The following is a 20,388-nucleotide window of genomic DNA, read 5'->3' as shown; positions in this document are numbered from 1 at the left end:
CGCTCAGCCGGGTTGCGCGGAATCGGACACGGAGACGGGCACGAACTCCCGCACGGGATGGGCGATCGTGGCGGCGCAGGTGCTGAGCAGCGGGTCCGAGAGACGTTCCCCGACCTCGACGCGCACCACCCCTCCGGTATGGGCCAGTTCGACGGTCCAGCCGTGCGGGTGCGGGTGCTCCGAGATCACGCGGTAGGCGTCGATCGCGTCGTCGCCGGAACGGTCGCGCGCGAAAGCCTCCGCGGCCTGGCCGACCGTGCTGAGGGAGGTGCGGCCGCGCAGGTAGCGCGGATCCACCCGTCCCTCGGCGTGCCGGGCGACCACGTGCACGGCGTCGGCGGCGGGCACCGCGCCGTACAGCAGGCCGTGGGGGAGCACGATCATCGTGGCGGCGAACCGGTCGCCGCCGAGGTGGGAGCACTCCCACGTCTCGTCGGGATGCGCGGCCGCGAGAGCATCCACCACGGGTCGCCCCCGCACGGCGCAGCACTGGTCGTGGCGGGCATGGGCGCACACGGCGTACACCGGCCGATCGCTCGGCTCGCCGGCCGTTCCGTCGAGCGGCAGGTCGAGCAGCGCGGCGGGATCCGTCACACGGCCCCAGCGGAGGGATGCGCGACCCGGCCGCGCGTCCGCGAGGGCCCAGCGCCAGCTCTGCTGCGCCCGCCGTTCGCCCGCTCGCAGTCCGGTGCGGCGGATCGCCAGCGGCCGGATCCCCGCCGCTTCGGCCCGGCCGACGAGGGCGGCGCCGATCGCGGGGTCGAGGGCCGAGTCGAAGAACGCGTGCCGACCCCACCCGCTCTCGATCTCGACGAGGAGCCAGCGCTCGCCGAACCCGGCGGTGCCGGGGAGGGGGTCGCCGCGTTCGCGGGCACGGTCGCTGCACGGCAGCCAGCCGGGCACGGCGGTCACGGGCCGACGACCTCGACGACGCCCTCTCTCAGCAACCGGCGCGCGACGACGATCGCGGATTCCGGGTCGAGGCCGGGCAGCTCTCCGACCGCGACCGGCTCCTCGTCGACGAGACGGTCGACGGCCGCGCGGGCGGCGATCGGAAGTGCGATGACGCGGCCGGGGAGGCGTACGGTGACGGTCTCGACCTCCGCCGTCACCGTCGGGCGCAGGCCCGGGCGGGCGCCGACGACCGTGCCGCCGTCGAGCGCTGCCGCCGCCTCCACCGCCGCCAGTGGACGGACGGGCGGCGGTGAGGAGTCGCGTCGCCGTCGGGCCCGCAGCCGCTCGCCGACGGCGGCAGCGACCGCCGCCCGCCGGGCGGGATCGTCGAGCGCGTCACGGAGCGCGTCGAGCGCGGCGTCGACCTCCGGGTCGAGCAGTGCAGGATCGCCGGGGTCGAAACCGAGCGGAAGGGCCGCACGCAGCTCCGGGATGTCGGCCGCGGCGTCGACCGCCGTCTCCACGATGTCGGTGCGCGTGTAGGCGGCGACGCCGACGGTGAGGTGGATGGAGAGCCCGCCGAGCGCCGTGGCCGAGTGGATCCAGCCGCGCGGGAGGTACAGGGCGTCCCCGGGGCGGAAGGTCTCGTCGATCGCCGGCGCCTCCTGCGCGCGTGCGGCGACGGCCTGCCGATGGTCGGTCCACGGCTGGTTGCGCAGCGGATCGGGATGCACGGGTTCATGGATGCGCCAGTGCTTCTCCCCGGCGATCTGCAGCACGAAGACGTCGTGCACGTCGTAGTGGGGGTCGAATCCACGTGACGATGCCGGAGTGATGTAGGCGTTCACCTGGCAGGGATGGCCGAGTTCCTCCGCGAGGGCGCGCGCGAACGCGGCGATCGGCGCCCAGGTGCGGTGCAGCCCCTGGAGCACGAGGGTCGCACCGGCCGCGAGTTCGGCGAGCACGCGGTCGCTCGACACCTGATCGCCGATCTCGGCGCCGAAGCCGCCGCCGGCGGTGTACCGCGACGGTGGGAGGACGTCGCCCTCCTTCGCCATACGCACGAACGGGGTGCGCAGGGCCCGGTCGGCGACGAGGTCGTCCACGGCCTCCGTGCTGAAGAGATCGGTGAAGTCGTCCTCGAGGTCGGCCGCCCGGGTGAACAGGGGGGAACGCCCCCAGTACGACTCCGCGAACTCGTCACGGGAGATCGGCGTGCAACGCGAAAGCGCGGGCCGGTCGCCCGGCCCGCGCCCGTCGGTCGCCATCAAGCGGACCCGTCGGCTCCGCCGTCGTGCCCGTTCGGATTCGCTCCGCCGTCGGCCGGGCCCTCGCCCGCCGACCCGTCGGCTCCGCCGTCGTGGCCGTTCGGGTCGGCGCCGCCGTCGGCCGGGCCTTCGCCCGCCGACCCGTCGGCTCCGCCGTCGTGCCCGTTCGGATTCGCTCCGCCGTCCGCGGGGCCTTCGCCGCCGCTGGCGCTCGTGGTGATGTCGTCGTCGTCGATCGCGCCCATGTGGGCCTCCACTTCGCTCGGTGCTCGTCACACTACGCGCGCTCGTCACATTTCGGAACGCACTTTGACCGGCCGGAAAGCGGCTGCGAGTCTGGATCCACCGGCGGACGAACACCGGTATCACACTCCCCCCTTCACAAGAGAGAGGCACAGCCATGCCCGACGCCACCCCTCCCGCCGGTTCGCCGGCCCCGGCCCTGCCCGAGAAGCCCAAGAAGTCGAAGACCGGCTGGATCGTCGGGATCGGCGTCGCGGTCGTCGCCGTCGTCGTGGCCGCCGTGCTGATCGCCGTGAACGTCGCGGGCAGCGGTTCCTCGCAGGCTGCAGGGGCGAAGAACGTCACCGTGAAGATCGGCACCACCGAGCAGGCGGCGCCGTACTGGGCGATCCTGAAGAAGAAGGCGGCCGCCGAGGGCATCACCATCGACGTCGTCGGCTTCAGCGACTACACGCAGGCCAACCCGGCGCTCGCCGACGGCCAGATCGATCTCAACCTCTTCCAGCACCTGCAGTTCCTCGCGAACTACGACGTGCAGGCGAAGCAGGACCTGGTCCCGATCGCCTCGACACTGGTCGTCCCGCTGCCGCTCTATTCGCACAAGTACGACTCGGTCGACGCCATTCCGCAGGGCGCCCAGATCGCCATCCCGAACGATGCGACCAACCAGGCCCGTGCGCTCCTCGTACTGCAGAAGGCCGGCCTCCTGAAGCTCAAGGACGGCGGCAACACGCTCGCCACGCCGGCGGACATCGACGCCTCCGCCTCGAAGGTCACGGTCATCCCCGTGGACGCCGCCCAGACGGCGCCCGCGCTGAACTCCGCCGACGGCGCGATCGTCAACAACAACTTCGCCCTGACGGCGGGAATCGATCCGAAGTCCGCCATCTTCCAGGACGACCCGAAGTCCGAGACCGCCGAGCCGTACATCAACGCGTTCGTATCGCGCGAGAAGGACAAGGACAACGCGACCTACCTCAAGATCGCCGAGCTGTACCACTCGAAGGAGGTCACCGAGTCGGTGCTCGCCGAGTCGAAGAACACCGCGGTGATCGTCGACAAGCCGCAGGCCGACCTCATCGCGGTGCTCGACACGCTCAAGAAGAACATCGAGGCGGCGAAGTAGCCCGGTGAGCCCCATCATCGAGTTCCGTGGCGTCACCAAGAGCTTCCGCTCGGGTGACGCCACGGTCACGGCCGTCGAAGGGATCGACCTCGCCATCGAGCGCGGCGAGATCTTCGGCATCATCGGCTATTCCGGCGCGGGCAAGAGCACACTGCTGCGGCTCATCAACGCGCTGGAGCACGCCACGAGCGGCTCGATCACGGTCGACGGGCGCGAGATCACCGGTCTGAAGGAGCGCGACCTCCGCGGCATCCGCGCCGGTATCGGGATGATCTTCCAGCAGTTCAACCTGTTCCGGTCGCGCACCGTCTTCGGCAATGTCGCCTACCCGTTGAAGGTCGCGGGCTGGCCGGCCGACAAGCGCAAGGAGCGGGTCGCGGAGCTCCTCGCCTTCGTGGGTCTGACCGACAAGGCGTGGTCGTTCCCCGACCAGCTGTCGGGCGGCCAGAAGCAGCGTGTCGGCATCGCGCGGGCGCTCGCCACGAATCCCGACATCCTGCTCGCCGACGAGGCGACCAGTGCGCTCGACCCCGAGACGACCGCAGACGTGCTCGCGCTGCTCAAGCGCGTGAACGACGAGCTCGGCGTGACGATCGTCATCATCACCCACGAGATGGAGGTCGTCCGTTCCATCGCCGACCGCATCGCGGTGCTCGACTCCGGGCGCGTCATCGAGCAGGGATCGGTGTTCGAGGTGTTCTCCGACCCGCAGACGCCGACCGCGCAGCGCTTCGTCGGGACGGTGCTCCGCAACCAGCCCGACTCCGCCGACATCGAGCGCCTCCGCGGCAAGCACTCCGGCCGGATCGTCTCCGCGCGCATCACCGACGACGGCCGGCTCGGCTCGGTCCTCTCGGACGCGGTCGGTCGTCACGGCGTCCGCTTCGAGATCGTCTACGGCGGCATCTCGGCGCTCCAGGGGCGTTCGTTCGGCAGCCTGACCCTCGAGCTGCTGGGCGAGCCGGCCGACGTGGAGGCGCTGATCGCCGACCTCCGCGCCGTCACCGAGGTCGAGGAGGTCGGCGCATGAGCGACTGGTCCACCCTCTGGCCCGTCTATCTCGACTCGATCGGGCAGACGCTCTGGATGGTCGTCGTCACTCTGGTGCTCGGCGGGATCTTCGGGCTCGTGCTCGGGATCCTGCTGTACACGACGCGCAGAGGCGGCCTGCTGGAGAACACGGCGGTCTTCACCGTGCTCAACATCCTGGTGAACTTCATCCGGCCCATCCCGTTCATCATCTTCATGACGGCGATCGCCCCGCTCACGCAGTTCGTGCTGGGCACCTTCCTCGGGACGCCCGCGGCGATCTTCCCCATGACGATCGCGGCGACGTTCGGCATCTCGCGGATCGTGGAACAGAACCTCATCACGATCGAGCCGGGCGTCATCGAGGCGGCGCGGGCCATGGGCTCGCATCCGGTGCGGATCATCGCGACCCTGCTCGTCCCGGAGGCCCTCGGGCCGCTGATCCTGGGCTACACGTTCATCTTCGTCGCGATCGTCGACCTGTCGGCGATCGCCGGAAGCATCGGCGGAGGCGGTCTCGGCGACTTCGCGATCTCGTACGGCTACCACCGGTACGACTGGTCGGTGACCTGGATCGCGGTGATCACTATCGTCGTGCTGGTGCAGGCCGCGCAGTTCCTCGGCAACTGGCTGGCACGCAAGGCGCTGCGCCGCTAGCGGCTCGCGCCCTGGAGCGGGCCGGTGTAGCGGCCGACCGGGCGCAGCCGGAGGGGCGCCTCGCCGTACTCGGCGAGGGCGTGCACCACGAAGCCGATGGTGCGTGCCGTGGCGAAGATCACCTCGCCCGCGTCGTCCCGCATCCCGTGCGCGAGGGTGAGGGCGCCGAGCGCCAGGTCGACGTTGGGGTGCGCGGCCGCGCGGTCGCGCAGGAGTGCGGAGACCGCCTCCACGGCCGTGAGGACGGGCGCGGCGTCCGCTTCCGCACCGAGGAGGTCCAGGAGCGCCTGGGCCCTCGGGTCGCCGTCGGGGTACAGCGGCTGGCCGAAGCCCGGGACCGGGCCTCCAGGCCCCGCGACGACGGCGTCGGCGACGACCCGCGCCGGATCCTCGCCGGCCACGACGCGGGCGAGCAGTTGGTGGGCGGCACGGCTCGCGTTGCCGTGCAGCGGTGAATCGAGGGCGCCCATCCCGGCGATCACCACGCCGTACGGGGTCGCCCGGGCGGAGGCGGCGGCCCGGGCGGCGAGCGTGGAGACGGCGAGATCGTGGTCGATCAGGAGCACCAGGGCGGCGTTGAGCGCGGCGACCGCGCTCGGCGTCGGGGTCGAGGCGCTGAGCCGGCAATGGAGACGCAGCGCAAGGGGGTCGCCGTCGCTCGCGTCGCCGTCGGCCCCGGATGTGGCGACCGGCAGCACAGCGACCATCCCCGCCACCATCCGCTCGGCGGCGCCGGCGACGGTCGCCGGGTCGAGGGAGGTCCGCAGCGGGTCGGTCGCCGCCAGCGCGGTCACCGCGATCACCTGACGGTCGCGGTCCCCGGCGGAGGCGGGCAGTTCGTCCGCCGCGCGGTGTGCCGCCGCCATGCCGCTGCGAGGGGAGAATCGCGCGCCCGCGTCCCATTCGCCGGTCAGCGCCCACCGCGCGACCGTCTCGAACGGCTCGGCGGCGAGTTCGACGGCCCGGCGCCCGCGGTAGTGGAGGTCGCCGTCCTCGATCAGGGCGAAGTCCGTCTCGATGACCATCAGCGGTCGACCGTCCGATCGTCCGGTTGCGGGACTCCCCGACACGGATCGGCGTCGCCGTCCGGCAGCGAAGCGCTCGACCTCCAGCGGGTCGAACGACGAGCCGTCCGCCGTCCGGTCGCGCGCGAGTTTGCCGCGCGCGACGTACGCGTAGAGGGTCTCCAGCTTCACGCCGAGTCGCTCGGCCGTCTGCTCGGCGGTGAGGCGGGGGAGGGCATCCATGTTGATCCGATCAACGTTGACGTAGTAAGAATCCACGTTCACACTACCCTCATGGACCGGATGAATGACACCCTGATCGACGTCCCTCGCGGGCTCACCAACGTGGTGGCCGCCCGCACCGAGCTCGGCGATGTGCGCGGGCAGGAGGGCTTCTACCACTACCGGCAGTACCCGGCGATCGAGCTGGCGCGGGATCGTTCGTTCGAGGAGTCCTGGTACCTGATGCTCCACGGCGCGCTGCCCGATGCGGAGCAGCTCGCCGCGTTCCGTGCCAGGACGGCCGCGGCGCGACGCCTCCCGGACGAGGTGCGCGACCTCCTGCCGGCGATCGCTCGTCTGACGCGCGGCGACGCCCTGGCGGGTCTGCGGATGGCGCTGGGCGCGGTCGCGGCGGCCGACGGCATCCGGCCCGTGTACGACGAGGATCCCGCGACCCGCCTCGCGGACGCCGTCCGCATCGCGGCCGCTACCCCCGTCCTGCTGGCCGAACTGCACGCCCTGGGCGAAGGGCGCGTCCCGGTCGAGCCCCGGGACGATCTCGGCCACGTCGCCGGCTATCTCCACCAGGTCACCGGCGTCGAGCCGGATCCGGAGCACGTGCGCGCCCTGAGCGCCTACATGACAGCCGCGATCGACCACGGCTTCAACGCCTCCACCTTCACCGCGCGGGTCATCGCCTCCACCGGCGCCGATCTCGCGTCGGCGGTCGTCGGCGCGCTCGGCGCACTGTCCGGTCCTCTGCACGGCGGTGCCCCGAGCCGCGCCCTCGACACGCTCGACGCCATCGGCACGCCCGACCGGATCGACGAGTGGATCACCGCGACCGTCGGATCGGGCGGCCGCGTGATGGGGTTCGGCCATGCCGTGTACCGCACCGAGGATCCACGCTCGCGCATGCTGCGGGATGTCGCTCTCGGGTTCGGCGGCCCCCGTGTCGACTTCGCGGTGCAGGTGGAGGAGCGGGTGCAGCAGCTCCTCGCCGAGCTCAAGCCCGGACGCGAGCTGCACACCAATGTCGAGTTCTACGCGGGGATCGTGATGGAGCTCTGCGGCATCCCGCGCGCGATGTTCACCCCCACGTTCGCCGCGGCCCGTGTCGTGGGCTGGACAGCCCACGTGCTGGAGCAGGCGGCCGACGGCAAGATCCTGCGCCCTGCCGCCCGGTACGTCGGGCCCGAGCCGATCAGACCGCCAGTGCTCCGATGAGGAGCGCCCCGCCGAGGAGCGAGACCGCTCCTCGCAGGCCGTTGGACCGGCGCCAGCGACGCTCGAAGGCGGCGTAGTCGCCGTCGCGTGCGAGGCGGTTGTTCAGGGGGACGTTCACCGCGCCGGTGATCAGGAATCCGGCGACCGCGAGCACCGCCCCGATGAGGATCAGGAGGGCGTCGGCGCCGGGGAGGCGTCCCAGCGACAGCACCACCGCGACGATCGCCAGCACCGGCGACGCCAGGAAGGCGAGCACGAACGACGAGCGCGGCGCCCGCACGTTGATGCGGTTCATCACGTCGGCGGCGTCCGCCCGCGGAGAGTCGCCGAGAGCGGGCATCACCATCGCGCCGAAGCCGAGGTACACGCCGCCGACGGCCGCCGTGGCGAGGGCGGCGAGTACGGTCACGATCGAGGTCGCAGCGTCCATGCGGCGAGCGTATCGTGCGGAGTGGACGGAGGCGATGGCGGTGCGCGGAGCGGTGCGGCACGTGGAGTGGGTCGGCGACGAGGATCCGGAGCGGTTGGAGGCGGCGACCGTCACCCTCGCCCCGGACAGGCTGGACGCATTGGGGGTGTCTCGCACCACTGACTACGTCGCCAGCTGGTCGCTCGAGACCGGTCCGGACTGGGTGACGACACGGCTCGACGTCTCCGTGACCGGCCGCGGCTTCACGCGGTGGCTGGTGCTGCGCCGGGACACCGGCGGACGGTGGACGAGCGAGAGCTGGACTCACGGATCGGGCGACTTCCATGGCGCGACGATGGCCGCGCCCGGCCTCGCGGACGCTGAGAGCGTCCACGACGCCCTGGACTGCGATCTCGCGCTCTGCCCGGTCACGAACACGATGCCCGTCCTGCGGCTCGGGGCCCTGCGCGGCGTGGAGGAGACCGAGCTCACGATGGCGTGGGTCGACCTCCCGAGCCTGGAGGTGCGGGCGAGCCGGCAGGCCTACAGCGGCGTCGAACCCTTCGACGCGGCGAGCGGGCGCGGGGTGGTGCGCTACCGCAGCGCCGACCGCGGCTTCATCGCCGATCTGGGCGTCGACGAGGACGGCCTCGTCATCGACTACCCGCGCATCGCCCGGCGCATCCGCACCGGCACCCGCTGACGGGTTGCGGGCTACGGCGTCGGGTCGAGAGCGTCGTAGCGCCGGAACGCCCCCTGCACCCGCACGACCGTCGCGACGAGCACGACGATCAGCAGGCCGCCCAGCAGGGGCGGGAACCAGAGTGCGCCGGTGAGCGCCAGGAGGCCGATGTAGAGGTCGCCGAGGCGGGGCCCGCCGGTCACGACGACGGTGAACACGCCCTGCAGCCGCCCGCGCATGGTGTCGGGGGCCGATGCCTGGAGAATCGTCATGCGGAAGATGGAGCTGATGTTGTCCGCCGCACCCGAGGCGGCGAGCAGCAGGGTCGCGAGCACGAGCGCCGGGAGGTTGGCCTGCGCGATCGAGGTGCCCCCGCCGTTCCAGCCGCCCAGCGCGACCACGGCCAGCACGATCCCGAAGCCCAGGATGCTCGCGCCGTAGATGAGGATGGCCCGCTCGACCGCTCTGCCCTGCCAGCGCACGTGGCCGAGGCGTCCGGAGAAGACGCTCGACACGAGTGTGCCGACCGCGCCCGCCGCGGTCAGGATGCCGACCGTCACCGGTCCGCCGCCGATCAGCAGCGCGCCGACGGCGGGGAAGAGGGCGCGGGGCTGGCCGAAGGTCATGGCGATCACGTCGAGCACGAACGTCATGCTCAGGTTCGGCGCGGAGCGCAGGAAGCGCAGACCCTGGAGCACCGATGCGAGGCCGGCGCTCTGCTTCTCGCCCTCGGGGACGATCTTCGGCAGGGTGAAGATGCCCAGGAAGGCGGCGGTGAACAGCAGCACGTCGACGGTGTACGTCCACGGGATGCCGACGGTCGCCACGAGCACTCCCGCGAGGGCCGGGCCGACGGTCACCATCACGCCCATGCTGATGCCGCCGAGGGCGCTCGCCGCGGGCAGCAGCCGGGTGGGGAGGAGCCGCGGGGTGATCGCCTGGCGGGTGCCGCCGATCATCACCGACGCGACGGCGTTGATCGTGGTCAGGATGTAGAGAGGCCAGACGACCTGGATGTCGAGCCAGGCGAAGACCGCGATCCCGGCGGTCGAGGCCCACGCGACGATCGCCGTGACGAGCGCCACCAGGCGGCGGTCGAAGGCGTCGGCGAGCACGCCGCCGTAGAGCCCGAACACGATCATCGGGCCGAGCGCGAACAGGGCGACGAGAGCGACCGCCAGGGTCGAGCCCGTGAGGTCGTAGATGTGCAGGCCGACGGCCACGATGGTCATCTGACCGCCGATGCCCGAGATGGCGCCGCCCAGCCAGAGCCGCGCGAAGGCGGGGGACTCCCTCAGCGGGCTGAGATCGACGAAGTGCCGGCGACGGGCCAGCGTCGTATCGTCGGGCTCCTTGGTGTCCGGAGCGTCGTCCCGGCTCAGAACCGGGGCTTCTTGCTGAGCGCGACGGCGGTGGTCGAGAAGACGACGCCGGCGGCCATGATGGTGAAGGTCACCGCCTGCAGCACGGTCTGCCAGAACGGCTCGAACGGAGTGACCGACACCCAGAGCCAGAGCACGGCGCCGATCAGGGTGATCACGTAGCTGAAGGTCTTGCGGGCGAAGATCGCGTTGAGCGCGACCACGGTGCCGGCCACGACGACCTGGAAGAGCGGAAGGCCGGCGCCCGGGTTTCCGCTCCAGGTGGCGATGAGGCTCCAGATCCCGAAGACGATGGTCGCCAGGACCACGACGGTCGCGATGACCGATCCGAGGGCGCCGGGGAGGGTGGCGCTGAGGCTGCGGACCAGCGGGCCGTGCTCGTCGTCGGTGACGACGGCCTCGGTGTGGGACGTGGTGGGGGCGGTAACGTGCGTGCTCACGACGACTACCCTACCTCCCGGACGACCGCGTCCGGCGACTTGTCGGGGCGGAGACCGCGCCACGAGGGCTGGCGCAGACGGTCGGTCCCGGTCCACTCCGCGAACTCCACCTCCCCGACGTGCTCCGGGCGCACCCAGTGCGCGTCGCGCGCCTCCGCAGAGGGTACGCCCTCGAGCGGGCTGGTGGTGCGGGGGTGGCGGCCCAGGAGGGCGGTGAGCCGATCGAGGTCGGCGTCCGAGAAGCCCGTGCCGACCTTGCCGACGTAGCGCAGCCCGTCGCCGTCGGGGATGCCGAGCAGCAGGGCGCCGAGGGTCCCCGCGCGGCGTCCGCTGCCCGGCGTCCAGCCGCCGATCACGACCTCCTGGGCCAGATGGTGCTTGATCTTGATCCAGGAGCGCGAGCGCCGTCCCGTCGTGTACGTGCTGTCCCGCCGTTTCGCCATCACGCCCTCCAGGCCGAGATCGCGCGAGGACGACACGGCGTGGGCGAGATCGCCGGCGAACGCGGGAGGCACCTGGATGGCGTCGCCGGCGGGAGGCTGCAGCGCATCCTGCAGGATCCTCCTCCGCTCGTCGTACTCCTCGCGACGCAGCCCGCGGCCGTCGAGCTCCAGGATGTCGAAGACGAAGTAGTGCGCGGGCGCCCGCTCGGCCGCGGCGGCGACCTCCGCGGGGCGCGTCAGGCCCATGCGGCTCTGGAGCAGGCCGAAGTCGGGCCGGCCACGAGGCGTGAGGGTGACGATCTCTCCGTCGAGCACGACGTCGTGGCCGTCGGTGAGCGCGGTCAGCCCGGCGAGGTCGGGATAGGTCGCGGTGACGTCGTTGCCGTTGCGCGTGGTGAGCCGCAGGGTTCCATCGCGCACCACGGCGATGGCGCGGATGCCGTCCCACTTCATCTCGAAGGCCCACTCGTCCTCGTCGTCGACGTCCTTATCCGAGCCGAGGGTGGCGAGCATGGGCGAGACGGGGGCTGCGGCGGGACGGCGCCGCTTCTTCTCGGGCCTCTCGGACTTCTCGGGCTTCGTCGGTTTCGGCCCCTCCTCCTTCATCAGATGGATGAGCCAGTTCTTCTCGTCGCCGTCGCGCCCGCCGGTGCGGATGAGCGCGAACCTCCGCGGCTCGCCGCCGAGCCCGCCGTCGCGCTGCCCGTGCAGGGTGACGATCACCTCGTCGTCCCGCCACTTCTCGAGCTCGTACTCGCCGTGGTCCCAGATGTCCACGTGGCCAGCGCCGTACTCGCCGTGCGGGATGTCGCCCTCGAACGTCCCGTACTCCAGCGGGTGGTCCTCGACGTGGACCGCGAGGTGGTTCTGCTTCGTGTCCACCGGCGGGCCCTTCGGCAGGGCCCAGCTGACCAGTACACCGTCGTGCTGCAGCCGGAAGTCCCAGTGCAGCCGCCGGGCGTGGTGCTCCTGGATGACGAACGACCGGCCGTCCACGGCGTCCGGGCTCACCGTGGGAACCGGCTCGGGCGTCTTCGTCGCGTCGCGCTTGGCGCGGTAGGAGGTGAGTCGGTCGCCGCCCGCGCCGGTCAGCTGTTCCGCGTCCGGATGACCGGCGTCGGCGGTCCCACCCGCCGAGAGTCCGGCGAGCGGGTCGCCCCGCTTCTTCACGCGTTCGAGCACGTCGTCGAACTCCAGCTGCCGCAGGTCCTTCGCGGCCAGCTCGCGCCAGGTTCGCGGCGCCGCGACCGTCGGCCGCAGCCGCCCGCGCAGCGAGTAGGGCGCGATCGTGGTCTTCGCCGCGTTGTTCTGGCTCCAGTCGACGAGCACCTTGCCCGCCCGCAGCTCCTTCTTCATGTCGCTGACGACGAGTTCGGGATGGTCGGCCTCCAACGCCCGGGCGAGCTCGTGCGCGACGGCCGAGATCTGGTCGCTGGTCTGCGAGCCGTCGAGCGGCGTGTAGAGATGGATGCCCTTCGAGCCGCTGGTGACGGGCAGCGGGTCGAGCCCCATCCCGGTGAGGATGTCGCGGGCGAGGCGCGCGACCTCGGCGCACTCGGCCAGGGTCACGCCCTCGCCGGGATCGAGGTCGAGCACCATCCGGTCCGGGTTGCGGCGGGCGTCGCCCCGGCCCACCCGCCACTGCGGCACGTGGATCTCGAGGGACGCGATCTGGGCGAGCCAGACCAGCGTGGCCCGGTCGTTCACCAGGGGATAGGTGTTCGTGCTGGTCTTGTGCGTGATCGTCCGCTGCTTCACCCAGCTCGGGGTGGAGGCCGGGTCGAGGTTCTTCTGGAAGAACACCTCGCCGGGATGCCCTGCGGTGCCGACGCCGTGCACCCACCGCTTGCGTGTGGCGATGCGGTCGCGCACGTGCGGGATCATCACCTCGGCGATCGCGTGGTAGTACCCGATCACGTCCGCTTTGGTCGTCCCCGCCTCCGGATACATCACCTTGTCGAGGTTCGTGAGCTTCAGCCGATGGCCGTCGATCGAGACGGTCTCGGTGTCCTCCGCAGCCATGCGCCCACCGTACGCCGTCGGGCAACCTTCGATCACTGGTTGAAATCACGGCGTTGCGCGGACACGATAGAGCCCATGAGGGCCATATGGGCGGGCGCGATCACCTTCGGGCTGGTCAACGTGCCGGTGAAGGTCTACAGCGCGACGGAGGACCACGACGTCGCGCTGCACCAGGTGCACGACGCCGACGGCGGACGCATCCGGTACCAGCGCCGCTGCGAGATCGACGGCAAGGTCATCCCCTACGAGCACATCGCGAAGGCGTACGACGACGGGGACCGGACCGTGATCCTCACGCCCGACGACCTCGCGTCGCTGCCGGCGGAGCGCAGCCGCGAGATCGACGTGGTCGAATTCGTGCCGAACGAGCAGATCGATCCGATGATGCTCGACCGCAGCTACTACCTCGAGCCCGACTCCAAATCGCTCAAGGCGTACGCGCTGCTGCGCAAGACACTGGAGGACGAGGACCGCACCGCCATCGTGAACTTCGCGCTCCGGCAGAAGACCCGCCTCGGCGCTCTGCGCGTGCGCGGCAACGTGCTCGTGCTGCAGACGATGCTCTGGCACGACGAGATCCGCGAGGCCGACTTCCCGGCGCTCGACTCCGCGCCGCGCATCACCGAGCGGGAGCTGAAGCTGTCGGCCGCGCTGATGGAGAGCTTCGCCGGCGATTTCGAGCCGGAGAAGTTCACCGACGAGTATCAGGAGGAGCTGCGGCGCCTCATCGACGCCAAGCTCGAGCAGGGCGAGAGCATGGACACCGCCGAGACCTTCGGCGAGGAGCCGGAGAAGGCGAAGGGCGGCGGGGAGGTCATCGACCTGATGGAGGCCCTGCAGCGCAGCGTGGAGCGCAGCCGCTCCGGCAAGGACGCGGACGCGGGCACGGCGAAGAAGTCCGCCGGCGGGAAGACCCCGAAGGCGTCCACCGCGAAGAAGACCAAGAAGCCCGCGTGACGCGCCTGCGCCGCAGCGACCCGTCCGGCCCGGGGTATCACCGTCGCGCGAGCGCGAAGGGCCCGGTCTACGAGGACGAAGCGGGCAATCCCGTGGTCGATGAGCGCGAGCTGGAGCGCATCCGCTCGCTCGTGCTGCCGCCGGCGTGGGAGGACGTGTGGATCTCCCCGGACGCCCGAGGGCACATCCAGGCGGTCGGGACGGATCAGGCGGGCCGCCGGCAGTACCGCTACCACGACTCCTGGCGCCTGCATCAGGACCGCCTCAAGTTCGAGCGGGCGGCGCAGCTGGCGGAGACCCTGCCGACTGCGCGACGCAAGGTCACGCTCGACCTCCGCGCGGAGGGCTTCCCCCGCGACCGCGTGCTCGCCGCGGCCTTCCGCATCATCGATCTCGGGAGCGTGCGCATCGGCAGCGAGGAGTACCTGCACGCCAACGGCAGCCGGGGGCTGACCACGCTGCTCTGCCGGCACGCCCGGATCGACGGGGACGAGATCACCCTGACCTTCCCGGCGAAGTCCGCCCAGAAGTGGACCAGCACGATCGTCGACGCCGACCTCGCCGAACTGCTGGTCCAGGTGCAGGCGCTGCGCGGCCCGCGCTCCCGGCTGCTGTCGTGGAAGGAGGGCACCTGGCACACCCTCCGGCCCGCCTCGCTCAACGAGTACATCCGGCGTCAGACCGGCGGCGAGTTCACCGCGAAGGACTTCCGCACCCTGCACGGCACCATCGTCGCCGCGGAGGCGCTCGCCGCACTCGGCACGAGCACCACCGAGTCGCGCCGGAAGAAGCGGCTGGCTGCGGCCGTGAACGAGGCCGCCGCCGCCCTCGGCAACACGCCCGCCATCGCGCGCAACAGCTACATCGACCCGCGCGTCTTCGACCGCTACCGCCAGGGCGAGGTGATCGACACCGCGGGCGGACGGGTCCCCGAGCCCGCCCTGCTGGAGCTACTCGCGCCCTGACTGGGCCTTCGTCTGTGCCGACAGCGGCTGGGCGATGTCCTCGAGCGAGCGTCCCTCGGCGTCGATCCCGAGGAACAGCTCGACGAGTCCGGCCGCGATCATGAGGCCGGCGCCGATGTAGTAGCCGATGACGACCGAGTGGATGCCGCCCTCGATCAGCTGCCCGAACAGGATCGGCCCGATGATGCCGCCGAGGCCGGTGCCGACCGCGTAGAAGAAGGCGATCGACATCGCGCGGGTCTCCATCGGGAAGATCTCGCTCACCGTCAGGTAGGCGCTGCTCGCGCCGGCCGATGCCAGGAAGAAGACGACCATCCAGCACGCCGTCAGCCAGAACGCGTCCAGTGCGCCGATGTCGAAGAGGATGGCCGTGCCTACGAGCAGCACGCCGCTGCCGACGTACGACAGCGTGATCATGAACCGGCGGCCGACGCTGTCGAAGAGGTGCCCGAGGATCAGCGGGCCGAGGAAGTTGCCGACCGCGATGGGCACGAGAGCCCAGGGCGCCAGGTCGTCGGGCACGTGGAGCAGCTTGGTGAGCACCAGGGAGTAGGTGAAGAAGACCGCGTTGTAGAGGAACGCCTGACCGATGAAGAGCGAGAGGCCGAGCACGAAGCGCTTGGGGTAGCGCGTCACAGCCGTGCGGACGATCTCCCCGAACCCGGTCGAACGCCGCTGGGTGATCTCGATCGCCTTGTCGTCCTCGACCGCGGGGAGGGACTCGCTGCGCTCCTCCTCGATGTCGTGCTCGATCCCGTCGACCAGCTTCTCCGCCTCTTCGTCGCGGCCGTGGATGAACAGCCAGCGCGGAGACTCGGGCACGTTGCGTCGGACCAGCAGGATCACCAGCCCGAGCACCGCGCCCAGCCCGAAGGCGATCCGCCAGCCGATGTCGGCGGCGAACAGCTGCTCGTTCAGCAGGAAGACCGTGAGCACCGCGCCGAACGCCGTGCCGAGCCAGTACGAGCCGTTGATCGCCAGGTCGACCAGTCCGCGACGGCGGGCGGGGATGAGCTCGTCGATGGCCGAGTTGATGGCCGCGTACTCGCCCCCGATCCCCGCGCCGGTGAAGAAGCGGAAGACGAAGAACATCCAGGGCGCGAACGAGAAGGCGGTGAGCACGGTCGCGACGAGGTAGAGGCCGAGGGTCAGGATGAAGAGCTTCTTCCGGCCGAACCGGTCCGTGAGGTAGCCGAAGACGAGCGATCCGACGCAGGCGCCGGCGACGTAGATCGCGGCAGCCAGGCCGACCTGGGCGGTCGTGAGACCGAGGCCGCTGTCGGGCTCGGTCAGCCGGCTGCCGATCGCGCCGACGATGGTGACCTCGAGGCCGTCGAGGATCCACACCGTCCCGAGGCCCAGCACGACCAGCCAGTGGAAGCGCGACCAGGGCAGGCGGTCCATCCGTGCCGGGATGGACGTGCGGATCGTGGAGAGGCTCGGCTCCTGGGAGTTGCGTGTACGTGTGCTCACCATCGCAACGGTAGGAGTCGTCCCGATCGGTCGGCAGCCCTTGACAGGACGCGGGATGCGGAGGTAGGCGGCGATTTCTCTAGCGCAGTCGCGAACCCGCTGTCAACCCCTTGTTGGGGGACAGTGCCCCCTGCCTACTCTGAGTGAGCGGAAGACCGGACGACCCCGGCAGCCGCAGCCGAAACACCGAGGCAACGCACGACAGTACGAGCTGAATGGGATGACACGATGACTGTGCTCGAAGTGACCAGCGACCCGGTACGCGACTACCTGAACTCGATCGGACGGACGCGCCTGCTGACCGCCGACGAAGAGGTGGCGCTCGCCAAGCGCATCGAGGTGGGGGTTCTCGCCGGAGAGCGCCTCAGCAAGCGACCGGGCCTCACCGCCCGCGAGAAGCGCGAACTGCAGTACCTCTCCGACGACGGCAAGCGCGCGTTCGAGCGCTTCATCGAGGCGAACCTCCGACTGGTGGTCAGCATCGCGAAGCGGTACTCGGGTCGCGGTCTGCCGGTCATGGACCTGATCCAGGAGGGCAACCTCGGGCTCGTCCGCGCCGTCGAGAAGTTCGACTACCGCACCGGCAACAAGTTCTCGACCTACGCCACCTGGTGGATCCGCCAGTCCATCCTGCGCGGGATCGCCGACACGGCCCGGATGATCCGCATCCCCGTCCACACGGTAGAGAAGATCGACAAGCTCGACCGCATCCGCCGCGACCTCGGCGGTGAGCTGGGCCGCACGCCCACGCTGGAGGAGATGGCGGAGGCGGCGAACCTGACCGAGGCCGAGGTCCACAAGCTGCAGATGAGCGACTCGGAGACCGTCTCGCTCGCCGTCCCCGTCGGCGAGAACGAGGGCGCCGAGCTGGGCGACCTGATCGAGGACGACGACTTCCCGGGTCCGCCCGAGGCCGTCGAGGTCGTGTTCCGCCACCGCGACCTCGAAGACCGTCTGCGCGACCTGCCGCCGCGTGACGCCAAAGTCGTCCGGATGCGCTTCGGCCTCGACGGCCACAAGCCGATGACCCTCGACGAGGTCGGCGAGGTCTACGGCATCACGCGCGAGCGCGTGCGCCAGCTCGAGACGCGCAGCCTCAAGCGCCTGCGCTGCCCGGAGCTGCTCGAATACCTGCGCTGACCGCGCGCGACGCGCTCGTGAACCCCGTGCTCACTCGAGCGCGGGGTTCTCGTGTTCTGCGGCCGCCTGCTCGAACGGGATGTCACCAGGCTGCTCGTCCGCGTCCGTCGAGTCGTCGGCGGAATCGTCGGCGGAGTCGTCGGACGGCGACGTGTCCGGCTCCGGATCGCGGTCCGCAGGGGGTTCCTCTGCTGTCATGTGTCGCCTCCCTTCCCGAGTCGGGTGCGACCGACCTCACGGTAGGCGCGACGACCGGGTCGATCAAGGCCTCGTGAGCGTCAGCGGCCGGGAGGCGAGTCCGCGTTGACCTCGTCCGCGCCGAGCGCGCCGATCTCCTCGGTCAGCTGCAGGCCGGCCGCGCTGTTCGACGAGATCGTCAGCTGCTCCAGCCACGACTTGTTGATCTTCGGCTGTCGCCCACCGCTGTAGCGGAAGAGGAGCGGGATGGCAGGGTCGACCCAGATCGCGCTGCGACCGTCACCCACCCCTTGCTCGTCGCGCCACGAGAAGATGAATCCCTCCTTGCGCCGCAGCTTCAGTCCGATCACGATTTGCAGGTGCGCGAGGACGCGGTCCTCGAAGCCGATCTCCGTCGTCCCCGCGTATACGAGCTTGCCCATGCGAGAACGGTACAGGACGCGGACCGCATGACGGTGCCGCGCGCGGTTGCGGCTCGCCGGGTGCGGCGTATGGTCGGCGCATGACCCCCCAGCGCGTACTCGTGACCGGAGCGACAGGGTACGTCGGCGGGAGGCTCGTGCCGCGCCTCCTCGCCCGCGGCCACTCGGTGCGCCTGCTGGCGCGCTCGCCGCAGAAGCTGGCAGACGTGCCCTGGGCCGCCGAGGTCGATGTCGTCCAGGGCGATCTCGGCGACGCGGAGTCGGTGGCGCGCGCCATGCAGGGCATCGACGTCGTCTACTACCTCGTGCACTCGATGCGCGCCCGCGGCGACTTCGAAGAGGAGGAGTCCGCCGCCGCCCGAGTGGTCGCCGACGCGGCCCGGGATGCCGGGGTCGGCCGGATCCTCTACCTGGGCGCCCTCCACCCCGACGGGCCCCTGTCGCGCCACCTCCGGTCGCGGGTCGCCGTCGGGCGGATCCTCCTCGATTCGGGCGTGCCGACCATCGTGCTCCAGGCGGGCGTCGTGATCGGCTCGGGCTCGGCGTCGTTCGAGATGATCCGGCACCTCACCGAGGTGCTGCCGTACATGCCCGCGCCGCGCTGGGTGCGCAACCGCATCCAGCCGATCGCGATCCGCGACGTGCTGCACTACCTCGTGGAGGCTGCCGAGCTGCCGCCCGCGGTGTCGCGGGCGTTCGACGTGGGCGGCCCCGACATCCTGCGCTACGGCCAGATGATGAACGGGTTCGCGGTGGAGGCCGGGCTGCCGCAGCGGCCCATCGCCGCGCTGCCGGTGTTCACCCCCTGGCTCGCGTCGCAGTGGGTGAACCTCGTGACCCCCATCCCGCGCAGCCTGGCCGTGCCGATCATCGAGTCGTTGCAGTACGACTGCGTGACGCACGAGCACGACATCGACGGCGTCATCTCGCCGCCGGAGGGCGGCCTCACCGGGTACCGCACCGCCGTCCGGCTGGCACTCGCGCGGGTGCGGGACGGGGACGTCGAGACCAGCTGGCGCAACTCGTCGGTCGCCGGTGCTCCCAGCGATCCGCTGCCGAGCGACCCCGAGTGGGCCGGGCACACGGTGTACACCGACGTGCGGGAGCGGACGTCCGACGCGACGCCGGGCGACCTGTGGCGGGTGGTCGAGGGGATCGGGGGCGAACGGGGCTGGTACTCCTTCCCGCTCGCCTGGGCGCTGCGCGGCTGGGCGGACAAGCTGGTCGGCGGGGTCGGCCTGCGCCGCGGGCGCCGGGATGCGGACCGGCTCTCGACCGGAGACGTGCTCGACTGGTGGCGGGTCGAGCGGATCGCCCGCAGCGACGACGGTGGAGACCTCCGGCTGCGCGCCGAGATGCGCGTGCCCGGCCGGGCGTGGCTGGAGCTGGAGGTCACCCCCGACCCGGGCGGCGGATCCCGCTACCGCCAGCGCGCGGTCTTCTTCCCGCGGGGACTCGCCGGCCGCCTCTACTGGTACTCGATCCTGCCGTTCCACGGAGTGATCTTCAACGGCATGGCGAACCGCATCGTCACCGAGCCGGACCGGCTGCGATCGGTGGTCAGTCCTCCGCCGGCGGGGCGATGACGAGCGTGGTCTCGCTGAGGTCCGTCAGGAATCGCGTGACCACGGCACGTTCTGCGGACGTGAGGGCCCGCACGACCTCGAATCGGCGTGCGTGCTGCATGCCCATCGTCCGCCGCACTTCGCGGTGCGTCTCGGGAGTGATCTGCACCGTCACCGCACGGCGGTCGGTGGGGTGGGGGCGACGCACGACGTGTCCCGAGGCTTCCAGCCGGTCGAGCAGCTTGGTGGTCGAGGCCGTGGAGATGTGGAGGTGCTCGGCGAGCGCTCCGGCGGTCACGGCGACCTCGGCGTTCATCGACGCGATGATGTACCGCAGCGCCTTCATGTCGGTCTCGTTGAGGTGCATCTTGCTGCGGGACTCGAAGCTCAGCCGCTGCTCGGCCTCGCGCCAGTCGCGGATGGCGTTCAGCACCCCGACGACCTCGGTCAGCTCGGTCTCTGAGAGGTCGTCGTGCCGGACGAGCTCCTGCCGGGGGTCGATGATGCGCGGGTCGACCATCGACCCGGAGATGCGGCGTGCATCGGCCCTCGAGCTCATGCGGACATCCTATGGGACGCGTAAGATGCGTGCTAAGTTATTTTCTATCTTGGCTAGACAT

21 protein-coding genes are annotated in these 20,388 nt (G+C 71.0%); 9 read left to right on the top strand and 12 right to left on the bottom strand.

What is annotated here, in order from left to right; all coding sequences use genetic code 11:
• Positions 1–3: 3 nt before the first annotated feature.
• The 3 genes from ACFVU2_RS11535 to ACFVU2_RS11525 are packed head-to-tail and all read right to left on the bottom strand — an operon-like array spanning position 4 to position 2,407.
• Positions 4–912: a sucrase ferredoxin gene (locus ACFVU2_RS11535; protein WP_387874086.1), complete on the bottom strand. Its 909-nt coding sequence runs from the start codon at positions 910–912 to the stop codon at positions 4–6.
• Positions 909–2,162: a cupin domain-containing protein gene (locus ACFVU2_RS11530; protein WP_387874083.1), complete on the bottom strand. Its 1,254-nt coding sequence runs from the start codon at positions 2,160–2,162 to the stop codon at positions 909–911. Before ACFVU2_RS11530 ends, ACFVU2_RS11535 begins: the two co-directional genes overlap by 4 nt.
• Positions 2,162–2,407, bottom strand: coding sequence for a BatC protein (locus tag ACFVU2_RS11525; protein ID WP_387874080.1), 246 nt, complete (start codon positions 2,405–2,407; stop codon positions 2,162–2,164). The genes ACFVU2_RS11530 and ACFVU2_RS11525 overlap by 1 nt, the downstream gene beginning before the upstream one ends.
• Positions 2,408–2,562: 155 nt before the next feature.
• Between ACFVU2_RS11525 and ACFVU2_RS11520 the strand changes: the two genes are divergently transcribed.
• The 3 genes from ACFVU2_RS11520 to ACFVU2_RS11510 are packed head-to-tail and all read left to right on the top strand — an operon-like array spanning position 2,563 to position 5,217.
• On the top strand, positions 2,563–3,531 hold the full coding sequence (locus ACFVU2_RS11520; RefSeq protein ID WP_387874078.1) for a MetQ/NlpA family ABC transporter substrate-binding protein: 969 nt from the start codon (positions 2,563–2,565) through the stop codon (positions 3,529–3,531).
• A 4-nt stretch (positions 3,532–3,535) separates the two neighbouring features.
• Positions 3,536–4,561, top strand: coding sequence for a methionine ABC transporter ATP-binding protein (locus ACFVU2_RS11515; RefSeq protein WP_387874076.1), 1,026 nt, complete (start codon positions 3,536–3,538; stop codon positions 4,559–4,561).
• Entirely contained in the window at positions 4,558–5,217 is a 660-nt protein-coding gene (locus ACFVU2_RS11510; RefSeq protein ID WP_387874073.1) for a methionine ABC transporter permease, read from the top strand. Before ACFVU2_RS11515 ends, ACFVU2_RS11510 begins: the two co-directional genes overlap by 4 nt.
• Here the strand turns inward: ACFVU2_RS11510 and ACFVU2_RS11505 are convergent.
• A complete protein-coding gene (locus tag ACFVU2_RS11505) occupies positions 5,214–6,506 on the bottom strand; it encodes a citrate/2-methylcitrate synthase (RefSeq protein ID WP_387874071.1) in 1,293 nt (430 codons plus the stop codon). The genes ACFVU2_RS11510 and ACFVU2_RS11505 overlap by 4 nt on opposite strands.
• 9 nt (positions 6,507–6,515) lie before the next feature.
• On the opposite strand from ACFVU2_RS11505, the gene ACFVU2_RS11500 reads away from it, so the two are divergent.
• Positions 6,516–7,670, top strand: coding sequence for a citrate synthase (locus ACFVU2_RS11500; RefSeq protein WP_387874069.1), 1,155 nt, complete (start codon positions 6,516–6,518; stop codon positions 7,668–7,670).
• Here the strand turns inward: ACFVU2_RS11500 and ACFVU2_RS11495 are convergent.
• Entirely contained in the window at positions 7,648–8,100 is a 453-nt protein-coding gene (locus ACFVU2_RS11495; RefSeq protein WP_387874066.1) for an anthrone oxygenase family protein, read from the bottom strand. The genes ACFVU2_RS11500 and ACFVU2_RS11495 overlap by 23 nt on opposite strands.
• Between ACFVU2_RS11495 and ACFVU2_RS11490 the strand changes: the two genes are divergently transcribed.
• The gene (locus ACFVU2_RS11490) at positions 8,099–8,782 is read left to right on the top strand and encodes a putative glycolipid-binding domain-containing protein (protein WP_387874063.1); all 684 of its coding nucleotides are present in this window, start codon (positions 8,099–8,101) and stop codon (positions 8,780–8,782) included. The two genes, ACFVU2_RS11495 and ACFVU2_RS11490, sit on opposite strands and share 2 nt — an antisense overlap.
• Before the next feature lie 11 nt (positions 8,783–8,793).
• Here the strand turns inward: ACFVU2_RS11490 and ACFVU2_RS11485 are convergent, their stop codons facing one another.
• Genes ACFVU2_RS11485 through ACFVU2_RS11475 form a run of 3 tightly spaced genes read right to left on the bottom strand, consistent with a single transcriptional unit; the run spans position 8,794 to position 13,048 of the window.
• A complete protein-coding gene (locus ACFVU2_RS11485) occupies positions 8,794–10,095 on the bottom strand; it encodes an MFS transporter (RefSeq protein WP_387874452.1) in 1,302 nt (433 codons plus the stop codon).
• 44 nt (positions 10,096–10,139) lie between these two features.
• Positions 10,140–10,583 carry a hypothetical protein gene (locus tag ACFVU2_RS11480; RefSeq protein WP_387874061.1) on the bottom strand — a complete coding sequence of 148 codons (444 nt, stop codon included), beginning with the start codon at positions 10,581–10,583 and terminating at the stop codon, positions 10,140–10,142.
• Between the two features lie 5 nt (positions 10,584–10,588).
• Positions 10,589–13,048: an ATP-dependent DNA ligase gene (locus tag ACFVU2_RS11475; protein ID WP_387874060.1), complete on the bottom strand. Its 2,460-nt coding sequence runs from the start codon at positions 13,046–13,048 to the stop codon at positions 10,589–10,591.
• 75 nt (positions 13,049–13,123) lie between these two features.
• On the opposite strand from ACFVU2_RS11475, the gene ACFVU2_RS11470 reads away from it, so the two are divergent.
• Together ACFVU2_RS11470 and ACFVU2_RS11465 are read left to right on the top strand one after the other, a co-directional pair.
• Positions 13,124–14,005, top strand: a complete 882-nt coding sequence (locus ACFVU2_RS11470) for a Ku protein (RefSeq protein ID WP_387874058.1) — start codon at positions 13,124–13,126, stop codon at positions 14,003–14,005.
• Positions 14,002–14,970 (top strand): DNA topoisomerase IB, encoded by a 969-nt coding sequence (locus tag ACFVU2_RS11465; protein ID WP_387874056.1) that lies wholly within the window; start codon positions 14,002–14,004, stop codon positions 14,968–14,970. The genes ACFVU2_RS11470 and ACFVU2_RS11465 overlap by 4 nt, the downstream gene beginning before the upstream one ends.
• On the opposite strand, the gene ACFVU2_RS11460 is transcribed toward ACFVU2_RS11465, so the two are convergent.
• A complete protein-coding gene (locus ACFVU2_RS11460) occupies positions 14,956–16,374 on the bottom strand; it encodes an MFS transporter (RefSeq protein ID WP_387874449.1) in 1,419 nt (472 codons plus the stop codon). The two genes, ACFVU2_RS11465 and ACFVU2_RS11460, sit on opposite strands and share 15 nt — an antisense overlap.
• A gap of 297 nt (positions 16,375–16,671) precedes the next feature.
• Between ACFVU2_RS11460 and ACFVU2_RS11455 the strand changes: the two genes are divergently transcribed.
• Entirely contained in the window at positions 16,672–17,583 is a 912-nt protein-coding gene (locus ACFVU2_RS11455) for an RNA polymerase sigma factor RpoD/SigA (protein ID WP_387874053.1), read from the top strand.
• Positions 17,584–17,613: 30 nt separating this feature from the next.
• Here ACFVU2_RS11455 and ACFVU2_RS11450 read toward each other — a convergent pair whose 3' ends face one another.
• Together ACFVU2_RS11450 and ACFVU2_RS11445 are read right to left on the bottom strand one after the other, a co-directional pair.
• Entirely contained in the window at positions 17,614–17,781 is a 168-nt protein-coding gene (locus tag ACFVU2_RS11450) for a hypothetical protein (RefSeq protein WP_387874051.1), read from the bottom strand.
• 80 nt (positions 17,782–17,861) lie between these two features.
• On the bottom strand, positions 17,862–18,203 hold the full coding sequence (locus ACFVU2_RS11445; RefSeq protein WP_387874049.1) for an ATP-dependent DNA ligase: 342 nt from the start codon (positions 18,201–18,203) through the stop codon (positions 17,862–17,864).
• Positions 18,204–18,283: 80 nt separating this feature from the next.
• Between ACFVU2_RS11445 and ACFVU2_RS11440 the strand changes: the two genes are divergently transcribed.
• Positions 18,284–19,789, top strand: coding sequence for an SDR family oxidoreductase (locus ACFVU2_RS11440; protein ID WP_387874047.1), 1,506 nt, complete (start codon positions 18,284–18,286; stop codon positions 19,787–19,789).
• Here ACFVU2_RS11440 and ACFVU2_RS11435 read toward each other — a convergent pair.
• On the bottom strand, positions 19,764–20,327 hold the full coding sequence (locus tag ACFVU2_RS11435) for a MarR family winged helix-turn-helix transcriptional regulator (protein WP_387874045.1): 564 nt from the start codon (positions 20,325–20,327) through the stop codon (positions 19,764–19,766). The genes ACFVU2_RS11440 and ACFVU2_RS11435 overlap by 26 nt on opposite strands.
• Positions 20,328–20,388: the final 61 nt, after the last annotated feature.

The sequence above is a fragment of the Leifsonia sp. NPDC058194 genome (assembly GCF_042883605.1).
In the GTDB taxonomy this organism is placed as follows: Bacteria; Actinomycetota; Actinomycetes; order Actinomycetales; family Microbacteriaceae; genus Leifsonia.
Note: the sequence above shows the minus strand (reverse complement) of the source record. Positions and strands in the feature narration are given on the sequence as shown.